General features: G+C 65.6%; 11 protein-coding genes. 8 read left to right on the top strand and 3 right to left on the bottom strand.

What is annotated here, in order from left to right; genetic code table 11:
* A partial coding sequence (locus tag V3572_RS00475) for a radical SAM protein (protein WP_332109000.1) occupies positions 1-734 on the bottom strand: 734 nt, incomplete at its 3' end.
* Positions 735-861: 127 nt separating this feature from the next.
* Here V3572_RS00475 and V3572_RS00470 point away from each other — a divergent pair.
* The 8 genes from V3572_RS00470 (at position 862) to V3572_RS00435 (ending at position 10,299) form a co-directional block, all read left to right on the top strand.
* Positions 862-1,848, top strand: coding sequence for a tRNA (adenine-N1)-methyltransferase (locus tag V3572_RS00470; RefSeq protein ID WP_332108999.1), 987 nt, complete (start codon positions 862-864; stop codon positions 1,846-1,848).
* A 147-nt stretch (positions 1,849-1,995) separates the two neighbouring features.
* On the top strand, positions 1,996-3,207 hold the full coding sequence (locus V3572_RS00465; RefSeq protein ID WP_332108998.1) for a two-component system sensor histidine kinase NtrB: 1,212 nt from the start codon (positions 1,996-1,998) through the stop codon (positions 3,205-3,207).
* A 182-nt stretch (positions 3,208-3,389) separates the two neighbouring features.
* Positions 3,390-4,655 (top strand): phenylacetate--CoA ligase family protein, encoded by a 1,266-nt coding sequence (locus tag V3572_RS00460; protein ID WP_332108997.1) that lies wholly within the window; start codon positions 3,390-3,392, stop codon positions 4,653-4,655.
* A gap of 80 nt (positions 4,656-4,735) precedes the next feature.
* Positions 4,736-5,992, top strand: a complete 1,257-nt coding sequence (locus V3572_RS00455) for a ChaN family lipoprotein (protein ID WP_332108996.1) — start codon at positions 4,736-4,738, stop codon at positions 5,990-5,992.
* Positions 5,993-6,064: 72 nt separating this feature from the next.
* The gene (mutM, locus tag V3572_RS00450) at positions 6,065-6,898 is read left to right on the top strand and encodes a bifunctional DNA-formamidopyrimidine glycosylase/DNA-(apurinic or apyrimidinic site) lyase (RefSeq protein WP_332108995.1); all 834 of its coding nucleotides are present in this window, start codon (positions 6,065-6,067) and stop codon (positions 6,896-6,898) included.
* Positions 6,899-6,959: 61 nt separating this feature from the next.
* Positions 6,960-8,507, top strand: a complete 1,548-nt coding sequence (gene murJ / locus V3572_RS00445) for a murein biosynthesis integral membrane protein MurJ (RefSeq protein WP_332108994.1) — start codon at positions 6,960-6,962, stop codon at positions 8,505-8,507.
* 12 nt (positions 8,508-8,519) lie between these two features.
* Positions 8,520-9,224, top strand: a complete 705-nt coding sequence (locus V3572_RS00440; RefSeq protein WP_332108993.1) for a TerC family protein — start codon at positions 8,520-8,522, stop codon at positions 9,222-9,224.
* 247 nt (positions 9,225-9,471) lie between these two features.
* Positions 9,472-10,299, top strand: coding sequence for a tRNA1(Val) (adenine(37)-N6)-methyltransferase (locus V3572_RS00435; protein WP_332108992.1), 828 nt, complete (start codon positions 9,472-9,474; stop codon positions 10,297-10,299).
* Between the two features lie 112 nt (positions 10,300-10,411).
* On the opposite strand, the gene V3572_RS00430 is transcribed toward V3572_RS00435, so the two are convergent.
* Together V3572_RS00430 and V3572_RS00425 are read right to left on the bottom strand one after the other, a co-directional pair.
* Positions 10,412-12,175: a SulP family inorganic anion transporter gene (locus V3572_RS00430; protein WP_332108991.1), complete on the bottom strand. Its 1,764-nt coding sequence runs from the start codon at positions 12,173-12,175 to the stop codon at positions 10,412-10,414.
* Positions 12,176-12,420: 245 nt separating this feature from the next.
* Entirely contained in the window at positions 12,421-13,701 is a 1,281-nt protein-coding gene (locus tag V3572_RS00425; protein WP_332108990.1) for an MBL fold metallo-hydrolase, read from the bottom strand.
* Between the last annotated feature and the right edge of the window lie 56 nt (positions 13,702-13,757).

Genomic DNA, 13,757 nt, shown 5'->3' with positions numbered 1-13,757 from the left:
TCGGCCAGACGGGAGCGCAGGGCCGCAGGGCCGTGCCCCATGTCGCCGTCTGCCCCGGCCGCGCCCAGGGCGGCCCGAAAACGGGCCAGGGTATCCGTCGGGGCGGCCTGGGCCGTGGAGTAGGCCCCGGGCCGGGTCATGGTCACCACGTCCACCCGGTCGGGCCGCAGTTCCCGGCAAAAATCGGTGAGCAGGTCCAGATTTTCCGCCGTATCGTTGATCCCGCCGACGATCAGGGTCTCAAGAAAGAGACGGCCGGAAAAACCTGAACGAAAATCCAAAAGCCCCTGGCGGATGGCCGAAAGGGACAGGTCGGGATGCGGGCGGTTGAGCGCGGCGAACTCCCCGGGAACCAGGGTGTCCATGGAGGGCAAAACAATGTCGGCCAGGGCCAGACGCCTGCGAACCGCCGCCTGGGACAAAAGGCTTGAGTTCGTCAGGACGGCCACCGGCACGCCGGAAAAGATCTCCCGGCACCCGGTGATGATGCGCTCCATGTCGGTATTGAGGCTCGGCTCCCCAAGTCCGCCGAGGGTGACCACATCGAAAGCAGGCGGCGCGGAGGCGGCGAACGCGGACAGTTCCCCAATCAGGCGCTCGGCCGAAACATACGGCTTCTGGGCCAGGGTCAGGGCGTCGGTGGCTCCCACTTCGCAATAGAGACAGTCGAAGGAACAGATTCTCGCGCCCAAAAGGTCGAGGCCCAGGGACAGGCCAAGGCGGCCGGATCGCACCGGACCAAAAACGTACTTGAAAATGTCTTTTTCTCTCCCGCGTGTTCGTTGTCCCGCAATGCATCTTGACACGGCGGGCCGCTTGAGGACAACTGTTTCTTTTTAGCAAAAATTCCAGGGGGAAACAATGCTGACGCCCGGAGATTTGATACTGCTGGTCAGCCCCAAGGGCAAGCAATATCTGCGCAAATTCGATCCTGAGGCAAAACTGCACACCCAGGACGGGGTGATCGACCTCTCCCAGGTCACCCAGGCTGGCTACGGCGGGGTCATCGCCTCCCATATGGGGAGCCTGTATCGCGTTCTGCGGCCGTCCACCTACCAGCTCATCAAGGGGGTCAAACGCTCCACCCAGATCATGTATCCCAAGGAAATCGGCTACCTGCTCTTAAAACTCGGCATCGGCCCCGGCGTCCGGGTGGTGGAGGCCGGCAGCGGTTCGGGAGGCCTGACCACGGCCCTGGCCTACCAGGTGGGCGACACGGGGCGGGTCTACACCTTCGAGCGGCGTCCGGAATTCTACGAGCTTTCGGGAAAAAACCTGGAGGCGGCGGGCCTATCCCACCGTGTCGCCCGCTACAACCACGACATCCTCCAGGGGTTCGCCCCGGAAGGCATGGTTCCGGGCGATCCGGCCAGCGACCCGTCCGGGGCCGACGCCCTGTTTCTCGACGTGCGCACCCCCTGGGACCATCTGGAGCAGGTCGCCGCCGTGGTCTGTCCGGGCGCGCCCGTGGGATTTCTCTTGCCCACCACGAACCAGATCTCCGACCTGTTGCGGGGCCTGGAGACCGCGCCCTTCGAGGATGTGGAGGTGCTGGAGATCCTGGTGCGGCGCTACAAGCCCGTGGCCGACCGGCTGCGGCCCGAGGACCGCATGGTGGCCCACACGGGCTTTCTGATCTTCGCCCGCCATGCCGGGACGCCTTTCACCGGAAGCATTCCGGTGCTGGATCGGGTGCGCCGCACCCAGGAAAACCCGGACGACAACGCCCCCGACACCCCTGACGCAACCGCTACGCCCCATACGGTCGACACAGCCGAAGAGCCCCATGCGACCGACACATCCAATATGGCCGCGTCCGATCCGCCGCCATCGGGCGCCGACGCATAACGGGAGGGATGCTCGAGCGACGCTCCAGGCTTGCCAGGCAGTGTTTTTTTTGGTTCATTGCACCGACCCGTCGCCTTTTTCCCGTCTCATTGCGACTTCACCCCGCTTCTCACGCAAAACATGGCCCGCACGGCAGACAGGACTCCCATGCGTAAATCTCGAAGGGTCTCGGATTGTTGCCTGTCATCCACAGACGTTCCCGCCGAGCAGACGCTGCGCCGGGAACTTGAACGCAGCCGAAACGAGCATCGTCAGTTTCTGGAAACGCTGTTTTCAGCCATCCCCAGCCCGCTGTATTATAAGGATACCCAAGGCCGCTACCTGGGATGCAACACGGCCTTCGAAGGGCTTATCGGAAGGCCCAAGCAGGAGATCCTCGGTAAAACCGCATTCGAGCTCTATCCTCCGGATCACGCCTCCATCTATGACGCCCACGACCGCCGGATCTTTCTCGAAAACACCCCCGAACGCTATGAGGTGCAGGTGCGCGACACCGCCGGGGCCGATCATTACGTGATCCTCAGCAAGGCCCCCTTCACCTCCGCCGACGGCCAGGTGCTCGGACTGGTGGGTGTTGTGACGGACATCACCGTGCAGAAACGCCTGGAGGCGGATCTGCGCCGGGCCAGGGACGAGGCCGAGGCCGCAAACGCGGCCAAGACCGCCTTTTTGACCAACATGAGCCACGAGCTGCGCACCCCCTTAAACGGCATCATGGGCATGACCGAGATGCTTTTATCCGAAACGCCCGATCCCCAGAAGGCCGAATCCCTGCACATCATCCAAGACGCTTGCGCACGGTTGACGGCCATGGTCAACGATCTGCTGACCCTGTCCACCCTGATAAGCGCCCCCCCGGCAGGCCGTCGTGCGGACTTCGATGTCCGGGAGGCCCTGTCCCCGCTTTTCGCCTGGCTGGACCGCGAAGGGGGAAAAAAGGGCCTTGCGGTCACGACCCATATCGCCCGGGAGGTTCCCCGTGCGGTGACCGGCGACATGGACCGGTTCCGGCAGGTGGTCCTGAATCTGCTGGAAAACGCCCTGCAGTTCACCCCTGCCGGGAGGATCGAGGTCGCCGTCGACATCGGCTATCACGCACCGCCACAAGGGGAAGTCCTGCTCATGATCCGCGTGTCGGATACCGGGGTGGGCATCGCCCCGGAAATGCGTGAGTCCGTGTTCGAGGATTTCGTCCTGGCCGAGGACATCCTGACCAAGCGCTTCGGCCGGACGGGCATGGGGCTTTCCATCTCCCGGCGGCTGGCCCGGGCCATGGGCGGCGACGTCACCGTGGAGAGCACGCCCGGACAGGGCAGCGTGTTCACCTTCGAGGCCCGCCTGCCCCTGGCGAGACCCTGATCACGGCAGAAAGGCGCCCCTCCCGCCCGCATGCCGCGCCCTCTCCTGCGAAAGCCCCCTAACCCTGCGCCCGCCCGGCCTTCTTTTCTTGTCTTGCTTTTTTGTGGCGAGAGGGTTAATTGACCCGTTTTTTAAGCTAGAATCCACAAAACCCCTTTTTCGTCTGCCATGAGGAGTCGCCGATGACCCGCAAGGACCGCACCGAGGGCATCTACAGCCGTCGCGAGGTGCTCGATGAATCCGAGCGCCGCCAATATTACCAGATCCAGATCAAGGATCTTCTGACCTACGCCTACCGGTATTCCGAGGATGTCAAAAAACGCTTCGACCGGGCCCAGTTCCAGGTGGGCAAATTCAAGACCCTCTCGGACCTCAAGCATATCCCCATCCTCAAGAAAAAAGAGCTCATCTTTTTGCAGTCCATGGGACCGCGCCTGGGCGGCCTTTTGACCAAGGACATGGGAGAGCTGCGGCGCATCTTTCTGTCCCCCGGCCCCATCTTCGATCCCGAAGACCGCGACGAGGATTACTGGGGATGGACCGAGGGCTTTTACGCCTCGGGATTCCGCTCCGGCGACCTGGTCCAGGTGACCTTCAACTACCACCTGACCCCGGCCGGGCTCATGTTCGAGGAGCCCCTGCGCAACCTGGGGTGCGCCGTGGTGCCCGCCGGTCCCGGCAACTCCACCACCCAGCTTGAGATCATGCAGAAGCTGCGGGTCACGGGCTACGTGGGCACCCCCTCCTACCTCATGCACCTGGCCCAGAAGGGCGAGGAGGCGGGGCTCAACCTGCGCAAAGACCTGTATATGGAAGTGGCCTTCGTCACCGGGGAAAAGTTCTCGGAAAAAATGCGGGCCAACCTGGAAAAGAAATTCGACATCATCATGCGCCAGGGCTACGGCACGGCCGACGTGGGATGCGTGGGCTATGAGTGCTTCCACAAGACGGGCCTGCACATCGCCAACCGGGCCTTCGTGGAGATCTGCCATCCCGACACCGGCATCCCCCTCAAGGACGGCGAGGTGGGCGAGATCGTGGTCACGGCCTTCAACAAGACCTATCCCCTCATCCGCCTGGCCACCGGGGACTTGTCCTACATCGAGCGCGCCCCCTGCGCCTGCGGCCGCACCTCGCCGCGCCTGGGCAACATCGTGGGCCGCGTGGACACCACCGCCCGCATCAAGGGCATGTTCGTCTACCCGCATCAGGTGGAGCAGGTGATCAGCCGCTTCGAGGAGATCAAGCGCTGGCAGATCGAAGTCACCAACCCCGGCGGCATCGACGAGATGAATCTGGTCATCGAGGCCAGCAACTTCAAGCGCGAGGAAGACCTGCTGCACAAGTTCCGGGAACGGATCAAACTGCGCCCCTCCCTGACCGTGCTCGTGCCCGGCACCCTGCCGCCGCAGATCCGGCCCATCGAGGACAAACGCAAGTGGGATTAGCGCCGCGTCCCGCGTACGACGCCCTTTGCCGTAGCGCCGCCCCGGTCTTCCCGTGCGGGAACGCCGGGGCGACGCGGCGGATGACGAAAGACCGCCTCCCGGCCCGCATGTTCCGGCTGGCGGGCTTTTTGTCGCTTTTCGCGCTTTTTCTGGCCGGATGCGCCGGAAAATCCGCCACCTCACGCCCCCAGGCCCTGGCGGCCATGCCCGACGGCTTCGCCGCCCGGGCCGGGGCCGTGGCCCAGGGAACCTTTCTTGACCGCACCGGCCGCCCCCTGGCCGGAAACGACCTGTCCCGGACCGTCGCCCCATACGACTACATCCTGGTGGGCGAGTCCCACCCCAGCGCCTGCGACCACGCCGCCCAGGCCGCCGTATTGGCCGCGCTCCTTGACGCCGGACAGCGTCCGGCCATCGGCCTGGAGATGGTGGACGTCACCCGGCAGGACATGCTTGCCGCCTTTCAGGCCGGGAAACTGGCCGTGGCCGATCTGCCCCGGGCCCTGGACTGGAAAAAAAACTGGGGATTCTCCTTCTCCCTGTACGCCCCGATCTTCGAACTGGCCGCCCGGCACGGCCTGCCGGTCTACGCCCTGAACCTGCCTTCGGAACTGGCAAGGCGGGCCGGGGGGCGCGGCGTCACATCCCTGAATCCCTCGGAGAGCGCCCTTTTGCCCGGAGCGATTCTCCCGGCAGGCGAAAAGGCCACGCAACGCCTGACCGCATTTTTCGCCGAGCACGCGGCCATGATGCCCCACGCCCCCAAATCCGGCGCCCCGGCAGGCGACGTCAGCGCGGCCCGCCTGCGCTCCTTCCTGAGCGTGCAGGCCTTGTGGGACACCCAGATGGCCTTTGCGGCCGTGGCCGCCCAGGCCCGAAGCGGCCGCCCGGCGCTGATCCTGGCTGGCGGCGGGCATGTGGAGTTCGGCGACGGCATTGCCGCCCGCATCCGCCGCCTGGACCCGGACGCGGCCATCCTGACCATCATGCCCTGGCGCGGCGGCCTTGATCCAGAACCAGGCGAGGCCGATCTCTTCTTCTACTGTCCCCTGGTCTTTCAAAGCCGACTGGGATTTTCCCTGGAGATGTCCGACACCAGCGGGAAAACGCCCGCCCCGGCCCTAGTGACCGCCGTTGCGCCAGGTTCCCGGGCCGAGGCCGCCGGGGTTTTGCCCGGCGACGCCATCGTCGCTGTGGCGGGCAGGCCGGTGAGCTCCCTTTTGGACCTGCACAAGGCGGCCATGGACGCCGGACGGGAGAAAACGCCGCTACGTCTGACCGTGCTCCGGGGCGGCGAATCCCTGGACCTCTCCGTCGAGCTGCCCGAACGGCCATGAACCGCTGCGCCGCCCGCCTGCGCCGTGACCTCCCGGCCCGGACCACAGCGCCAACCGCACCCAGAACCGCACATGCCCGAACTGCCTGAAGTGGAAACCATCGCCCGGGGCTTATCGCCCGGCCTCACAGGCCGAACCGTGGCCGACGCCCGGTTTTTGTGTCCCACGGTGCTGGCCGACTGCCCCAGCGGCGACGCCTTTCGCGACGGCGTCCGCGGCTGCCGCATCCGGGCCGTGCGCCGCCGGGCCAAGCTGCTCATCCTCGACCTGGACCCGGCCCCGGGCCGGACGGACGCCGCCCATGTGGCCGTGCATCTCAAGATGACCGGACGGCTATGGATCGGCGAGGCCGCCAGCGCGCCGCCCAAACATACCCGCTTCCAGCTCTTTTTGGACAACGGGCAGGCCCTTTTCTTCCAGGACCAGCGCCGCTTCGGCAACTGCCGCCTGCTGGCCGACCTCGCCTCCTGGCCTTTTTATGCCGCCCTGGGGCCGGAGCCCCTGGAGACCGATCCCAAGATCCTGGCCGCGCGGCTCGGAAAAAAGACCGCCCGCATCAAGGCCCTTTTGCTCGACCAGACCGTGGTGGCCGGGGTGGGCAACATCTACGCCGATGAATCCCTCTTCCTGGCGGGCATCCGCCCGGACGCCCGGGCCTGCGACCTCACCCCGGCCCGGCGCAAAAAACTCTTCGCCGTCCTGCAACAGGTGCTGACCCGGGCCATCGCCGCCGGGGGCAGCACCATCCGCGACTACCGCACCCCGGAGGGCCTGGAAGGCGGCTTCCAGAACGACTTTGCGGTCTACGGCCGGGGAGGCGAACCCTGTCCGACCTGCGGCACGCCCCTTGCCGTCGCCAAGGTGGCCGGGCGGACCTCCACGTATTGCCCCCGGTGCCAGGGGTGACTTGTCCGGCCGTCGGGGCTACCATGCGCCGCCGCGCCGGTCGTCCACGGCCGCCATGCCTATGAACGAACACGCCAAACAGATCGCCAAGGACGTCTCCATCGTCGGAGGCGCGACCCTCGTCAGCCGCATCCTGGGCTTTTTCCGGGATGTGATCCTGGCCTCCGTGCTTGGTGCGGGCATGTACGCCGACGCCTTCTATGTGGCCTTGCGCCTGCCCAACATGCTGAGGCGGCTTTTCGCCGAGGGCTCCATGACCATGGCCTTCGTGCCCGTATTTTCAAACCTGCGCGAGACCGAGGGCGACGAGGCGGCCTTCGCCATGGCCCGTTCGGCCCTGGTCTGGCTGCTCGGCATCCTGTCGGTCATCACCGTCCTGGCCATCTTTTTCGCCGAGCCCGTCACCCGGCTCATCGCCCCGGGTTTTGCCTCCAAGCCCGAACTGTTCGCCCTGACCACGGATCTGGTGCGCATCGTCTTCCCCTATATCATCCAGATCTCGGCCGTTGCCCTGTGCATGGGCGTGCTCAATTCCATGGGCCATTTCCTGGCCCCGGCCCTGGCCACCTCGGAACTCAACACGGCCATCATCCTGGGGGCCGGCGTAGCCTGGGTCTTCGGCCTGGACCCGGCCTACGTCCTGGCCTGGTCCGTGCTCGTGGGCGGTTTCGGACAATGGGCCATGCAGCAGCCGTGGATGCGCAAATACGGGTTTCGCTGGCGCGGCCCCTTCCGGCTCAAAGACCCAGGCGTCATCAAGATGGCCAAGCTCATGATCCCCACGGCCTTCGGCGCGGCGGTCTACCAGCTCAACATCCTTTTGGGCACCCTCCTGGCCTCCTACCTCCCCACGGGCAGCGTGTCCTACCTGTACTACGCCGACCGGCTGGTGCAGTTCCCCCTGGGGGTCTTCGGGGTGGCCATCGGCACCGTGGCCCTGCCCAGCCTGTCCCGGTTGGCCACGGGCGGGCGCATGGACGAATACACCTCCACCCTGGCCGCCTCCCTGCGGCTGACGCTTTTCATCAGCCTGCCGTCCACGGCGGGACTTATCGCCCTGGCCCATCCCATGGTCGCCGTGCTTTTCGGCCGGGGGGCCTTTTCCCCCGAGGCCGAGGCCGCCACCTCCGCCGCCCTGGTGGCGTTTAGCGTGGGCCTTCCGGCGTTTGCCTGCGTGCGGCCGCTTTTTTCGGCCTACTACGCCCTTTCGGACACCAAGACCCCGGCCGTGACCGCCGCCGTGTGTCTGGCGGCCTACGCCGCCACGGGCTATGGCCTCATGGGCCCCATGGGCCATGTGGGGCTGGCCCTGGCCACCTCCGTCTCCTCGTGGCTCAATGTGCTCATCCTGTGGATCATGCTGCGCAAAAAAATCGGTCCCTTTTTCCCCCTGGACAAAACCCTGGCCGTGGGCCTTGGCCTGAGCCTGTGCATCGGCGCGGCCGCCTACGCGCTGTCCGGGTTTCCCGTCCTGTCCCTGGTCCTGATCCTGCCCCTGGCCGCGGCCTACATGGCCGTCAGCGCCCTTTTCGGGGTGGAGGAGGCCCGGATGGTGACCGGACTGGCCAAGCGCCTCGTCCCCCGACGGTTCCGTAAAAAAACATCCTAAAGGACACCCGCCGTGACCACCCTTGAAATCGCCATTGCCTTTTTGACCCTGGCAGGCCTTGAAATCGTGCTCGGCATCGACAACATCGTCTTCATCGCCATCATCACCAACAACCTGCCCGACGCCATACAATCCAAGGCCCGCAAGATCGGGCTGCTTCTGGCCATGGGCACGCGCATCGCGCTGCTCTTCGCCATCACCTGGGTCATGCGCCTGACCGCGCCGCTTTTTACGATCATGGAGCTGGACATCTCCGGCCGGGATATGATCCTGCTCGCCGGCGGGCTTTTCCTCATCGCCAAGTCCACCTTCGAAATCCACGACAAGATCGAACACCGGCCCCTCGAGGACCACGCCGTGCAAAAGGTGCTGACCTTCCGTTCGGCCGTGACCCAGATCGCCCTTTTGGACATCATTTTCTCCCTGGATTCGGTCATTACCGCCGTGGGCATGGTGGGGCAGATATGGATCATGGTCTCGGCCGTCGTGGCGGCGGTCCTGGTCATGATGGTCTTCGCCGACACGGTCAGCCGCTTCGTTCATCGCCACCCCACCATCCAGATGCTGGCCCTGTCGTTTCTGATCCTCATCGGGGTGTTCCTGGTGGCCGAGGGACTGGGCAAGCACATCGACCGGGGCTACATCTACTTCGCCATGTTCTTCTCGCTTCTGGTGGAATTTTTGAACATGCGCATGCGCAAGACCCAGGCGTCGTAGGGGAATTGGGCAGGGGGGAGGCCTCCGGCGGCCAAAGGGGCAAGCCCCTTTGGAAACCCCAAACGGGGGAGCAGAGACCGGACGGTTTTTTTACGATGGCTGCTGAACCGGGACGGACAGGCCGGGCGACGGGTTTGCGCATGGCGCGGCAGGCAGGCCCGAGCGAAGCGACGCATGGCCTGACGCCGCGCCGTGTCGCAGGCCCCGAGCCCGGCCGACCAAACGAATATCCGAGATGGGTCGTTTTATGGAAAGCCCCGCCCCGAGCACTGACGCCATACATACAGCCCGCGCCCTCTTCCCCCGGGGACTTTCCCAACCCGAATCGGGCTGGCGGTTCTCCCTGGACGCGCTTTTGCTCGGCGCCTTCGCCTCACCCAGGCCCGGGGCCAGGGTGCTGGACCTGGGCTGCGGCTGCGGCCCGGCAGGGCTGTGGCTGCTATTGCGCGACGCGTCTCCTGGCGTCACAATGACCGGTCTGGACATTTCCCCGGACATGGTCCGGGCGGCCGGGGAAAACGCCGCCCGCCTTGGCCTCTCTGATGTCTTTTCGGCCCATGTCCTGGATGTCCGGGACGTTCGCGCCCGGGCCGCCGACCCGCCGCGCCAGGGGGCCTATCGCCCCGAACCCGAATCCTTCGACCACATCCTGTGCAATCCGCCCTACCGGCCCATGGGCGCAGGCCGGACAAGCCCCCATGCGGGACGCCACCTGGCCCGCTGCGAGTCCTTAGGCGCGCTCAGCGACTTCCTGTCGGCGGCGGCCTTTCTCCTGGCCAACCGGGGCGGGCTGTCCGTGGTCTATCCGGCCTCCAGGCTGACCGGACTCATCACCGCCCTGACCGAAAAAAACCTCGAACCCAAAACCCTGCTGCCCGTCCTGTCCCGGCCGGACCATCCGGCCCGGCTGGTCCTCGTCTCGGCCGTCAAAAACGGCGGCCGGGAACTGGCCGTCCTGCCGCCCCTGGTCCTGTACCGGGAGGCCGACGGGTCAGACGACCTGGACGCTGGCGCGCCCCGCCGCCTGTCCGAGACGGCCCTGGCCTTTTGCCCCTGTCTGGCGGCCAATCCCTGAAAAGCCCGCGCCCCACGGCCCCCGCGCCTTCACGGCACAGCCCTATCCGGGATCGATATCCTGTTTAGAATGAGTCGGTTGCGGGTTGGAAGCGGGCCGCAGCCCCCCTCTCTCAGGCTGGCGGCGTGGCGGGAGGCGAAGCGGACGGATCGCCGGGCCGCGAAGCGGACGGATCGCCGGGCCGCAAAGCGGACGGATCGCCGGGCCGCGACATGCCGAGCCTGTCCTGGATATCCGTCACGGCGCGTTCGATGTCGTCGTACATATGCCGCTCCCCCACCAGGTCGGCCATCCCGTTTTTGCCGAACATGGCCGCGACGTTCGGGGCGAGGTCGGCAAAGGCCAGCAACACGGAGGCCTTTTTGAGATCCCGGGCCAGGGCCAGGAGCATGTCGGCGGAGGTGATGCACAGCCGCCGGTTGGCCTTGAGTTGCAGGACCAGGGCCCGGGGCGTGGCCGAGCCCGCGCAAAAATCCATGACCGCAGCCTGAAATTTCCCGGCGTTGGCGAAAAAAAGCGCCCCCTCCATCCGCAGCACCCGGATTCCGGGGACTTCCCTGGCCCGGGGATGCTGGCGCGCGCTCACCCAAATGACCCCGCAATCCCTGATCTCCCCCATGACGGAGAGATCGATGGTGCTGGCGAAAAAAAGAAGACACGCCAACGAGGCAAAAACCGCCAGCATAAGTCCGGGCAGGATGTCGAGCACCACCACGCCGCCAAGGGCGATCAGGCACAGCACGAATTCGTAGCCACTTTGGCGGAAGTAGCGCCGCACCTCGGACACCTTCATCAGCCTGGCCACGGCGTGCATCACCACCGCGCCCAGGATGGCCTCGGGAAGCCCGTAAAAAAGTGGGGTGAAAAAACACAGGGTCAGTCCGACCATCAGCGCGGCCACCCCCGAGGAGACCTTGCTCCTGGCCCCGGCGGCGACGTTGACGGCGGTGGAGGACATGCTGCCCCCGGCCAGGATTCCCCCTACCAGGGCGCTGCCCAGATTGGCCGCCCCCAGGGCCGTCAGTTCCCTGTCGGCCTCGACGCGCAGCCCGAACCGTGCCGCGGAGTGCTCCGCCGCGCCCAGGGCCTGGGAAAAGGCTACCAGGGCCAATCCGGCCGCCGCCGGGGCCAGGGCCTTCAGGTCGGCCGCATGGACTGTGGGAAAGGCCGGGGACGGCAGACCGGCGGGGAAGGCCTGGACCGTGTCCACGCCGAATTCCGGGCCCAGATCGAACAGCCGGGAGGCCACGATCCCCAGGACCAGGATGCACAGCCCGGTCGGCAGGCGCGGGACGAGCCTTTCAAAGAAAAACAGCATGGCCAGGGCAGCAAGGCCCACGGCCATGGTGACCGGATTGCAGTGTCCCATATGCTCGGCCAGATGCACGACCTGCATGAACATGTCGCCGTGACCGCGCGGCAGCCCTAAAATCTTATGCAACTGGCTGGCGGCGATGTAGACGGCCAGACCGAAGATGAATCCGGTCATCACCGGCTTGGACAGAAACGCGGTGACGCGCCCAAGCCGCAAAAGGCCCGCCGCAAGGAAGATGGCCCCGGCGCAGAGCACCAGAAGGGTTGTGAGCGCGACATACCGGGCCGGATCGCCTCCGGCCAGGGGGGCGATGATGGCCGCCATCATGATGGATTCGGACGAGGTGGCGGCGCAGACCATAACGGGACTGCCGCCCAGGAGAAAATACAGCGGCAGGGAGGCCAAAAGCGTGTACAGGCCCGCCTGGACCGGCATTCCGGCCATGCCCGCATAGGCCAGGGCCTCCGGCGCCAGCACGCCCCACAGCGTCAGCCCGGCCAGGATGTCCGCCCCCGGGGAGACGACGCCCATGCCCGGGAGCCTGTGCAACGCCTGCCGCATGCGCCGCTTCACATCCAATGCCCGGCCTCCATGCCTTGTCCGCGTTGTCCTCGCCGCATGCGCCGCTTTCGCGTCAGCGGAAACGGTGTCCGCTGGCCCCCGGCCGGGTGGCGCATCCCTCCCGGAGCGGCCCCTCGCCCTTGTGTTGCGTCCCTTAACAAATACGTCGGTATGTTTTATGAAATGATATGCATTTCAAACTGTCGCCTTCAAACGTCAGGCGTCCCCCTTTTACGGACACAACGCTAGACGCGCGTCCGGCGCAACGCTTTGCCCACGCCGATCTGCATCAGATCCTCGCCGATGATCAATCGGCCGTCAAACCCCTTCTGGGCCTGCCGCAGGCGCGCCACCGGGGTGTTTCCGGGACCGATATGGCTTAAGACCAGGGTTTTGGCCCGGCACGACGCCGCGACCTTTCCCACGTCGTCGAGTGCGGTGTGGGCCGAAAGCACATGTTGATACAGGGGCCAGGCCGGGTCGCCCGGCTTGGCGCCCTTGAAGGAGCCTTCCACCCAGATGTTGTCGATGATCTCATGCACCAGCACGTCGCAGCCCTGGGCGAGCTTTTGCAAGTTGCCCTTGGTGTCGGGACCGGTGTCGCCGGAGATGACCACCGATCCGTCCTCGGTGTCGAAGCGGAAGGCGAAGGACGGATAGACCTGGGCATGGTCCACCAACACGGCGGACACCTTGACCAGATCGTCGCTGTAGATGGGAAAGGGATCCATGGCCGGACAGGTCTCGGCCCGGGTCCAGGTCTTGGCCGGGTCCGGGACATGAAAGCCCGCGGGCCAGGGGACGCCGTCTGGGTCGCCGATCTCCTTGACGTCGATGATGTTCGGGATTTCGGGATAGTTCTCGTCGTGGGTGCAGTTGTTGAAGGTGGTGGCGAAGGCTTGCAGGATCAGGTCCGTGGTCTGCCGGATGCCCGGGGTCGGGGTGGCCTGCGGGGTGTCGACGCCGGCCATCTGCACCATCCCGTTATAACCGGAGACGTTTTCATCCAGCCGCCCCCGGTTGCAGGGGCCAAAAATCTTAAGCTTGTCGGGAACCCCGAATCCGGCCCTGGCCCCGATCTCCAAGAACGTGGGATAGTCGCCGAGGTGGTCCATGTGCATATGCGTAATAAAAACCGCCCGCACCTTGGCGAGGAAACTGGACAAATCCCCCTGAATGGTTTGACCGCGATACGTCAAGAATTTTCCATGGTTGAAGGCCTGGGCCATACGATGGGTCGCGCCGAACCCCAGGTCGATGACGTACATGGCGTCTCCGACCACGAGCACCTGGGAGGCGCTGGCCCGATCCGAGCCCGGCCACCACGTCATGCCGCCGGTCGTCCCCAAAAGCACCAACCGGGTGCGATGGTTCACGGCGTCGGCTTTCTTTTTCTGTCCGGCCGGATGCGCGTTCGCCAGGCGGCCGCCAAGTCCCACCATGAGCGGGGCCAGGGCCAAGGCCCCCATCCCCTTCAAAAGCGAGCGACGGTGAATCCTCGGCCCTTTCACATCCCTGATCGGCATGGAAACCTCCCCGTTTCGAATGGCTGACAGAGGAAATACGGTTCGGCAAGGATTGT

Source organism: Desulfolutivibrio sp. (assembly GCF_036584575.1).
Lineage (GTDB): Bacteria > Desulfobacterota > Desulfovibrionia > Desulfovibrionales > Desulfovibrionaceae > Desulfolutivibrio.
The sequence above is the reverse complement of the archived record's forward strand: the minus strand, read 5'-3'. Positions and strand labels throughout refer to the sequence as shown.

Bases quoted from the DNA above. Each gene is read 5' to 3' on its own strand.
- V3572_RS00470 (WP_332108999.1), top strand. From the start codon at position 862: ATGCTGACGCCCGGAGATTTGATACTGCTGGTCAGCCCCAAGGGCAAG.
- V3572_RS00465 (WP_332108998.1), top strand. From the start codon at position 1,996: ATGCGTAAATCTCGAAGGGTCTCGGATTGTTGCCTGTCATCCACAGAC.
- V3572_RS00460 (WP_332108997.1), top strand. From the start codon at position 3,390: ATGACCCGCAAGGACCGCACCGAGGGCATCTACAGCCGTCGCGAGGTG.
- V3572_RS00455 (WP_332108996.1), top strand. From the start codon at position 4,736: ATGACGAAAGACCGCCTCCCGGCCCGCATGTTCCGGCTGGCGGGCTTT.
- mutM (WP_332108995.1), top strand. From the start codon at position 6,065: ATGCCCGAACTGCCTGAAGTGGAAACCATCGCCCGGGGCTTATCGCCC.
- murJ (WP_332108994.1), top strand. From the start codon at position 6,960: ATGAACGAACACGCCAAACAGATCGCCAAGGACGTCTCCATCGTCGGA.
- V3572_RS00435 (WP_332108992.1), top strand. From the start codon at position 9,472: ATGGAAAGCCCCGCCCCGAGCACTGACGCCATACATACAGCCCGCGCC.
- V3572_RS00430 (WP_332108991.1), bottom strand. From the start codon at position 12,175: ATGCGGCAGGCGTTGCACAGGCTCCCGGGCATGGGCGTCGTCTCCCCG.
- V3572_RS00425 (WP_332108990.1), bottom strand. From the start codon at position 13,701: ATGCCGATCAGGGATGTGAAAGGGCCGAGGATTCACCGTCGCTCGCTT.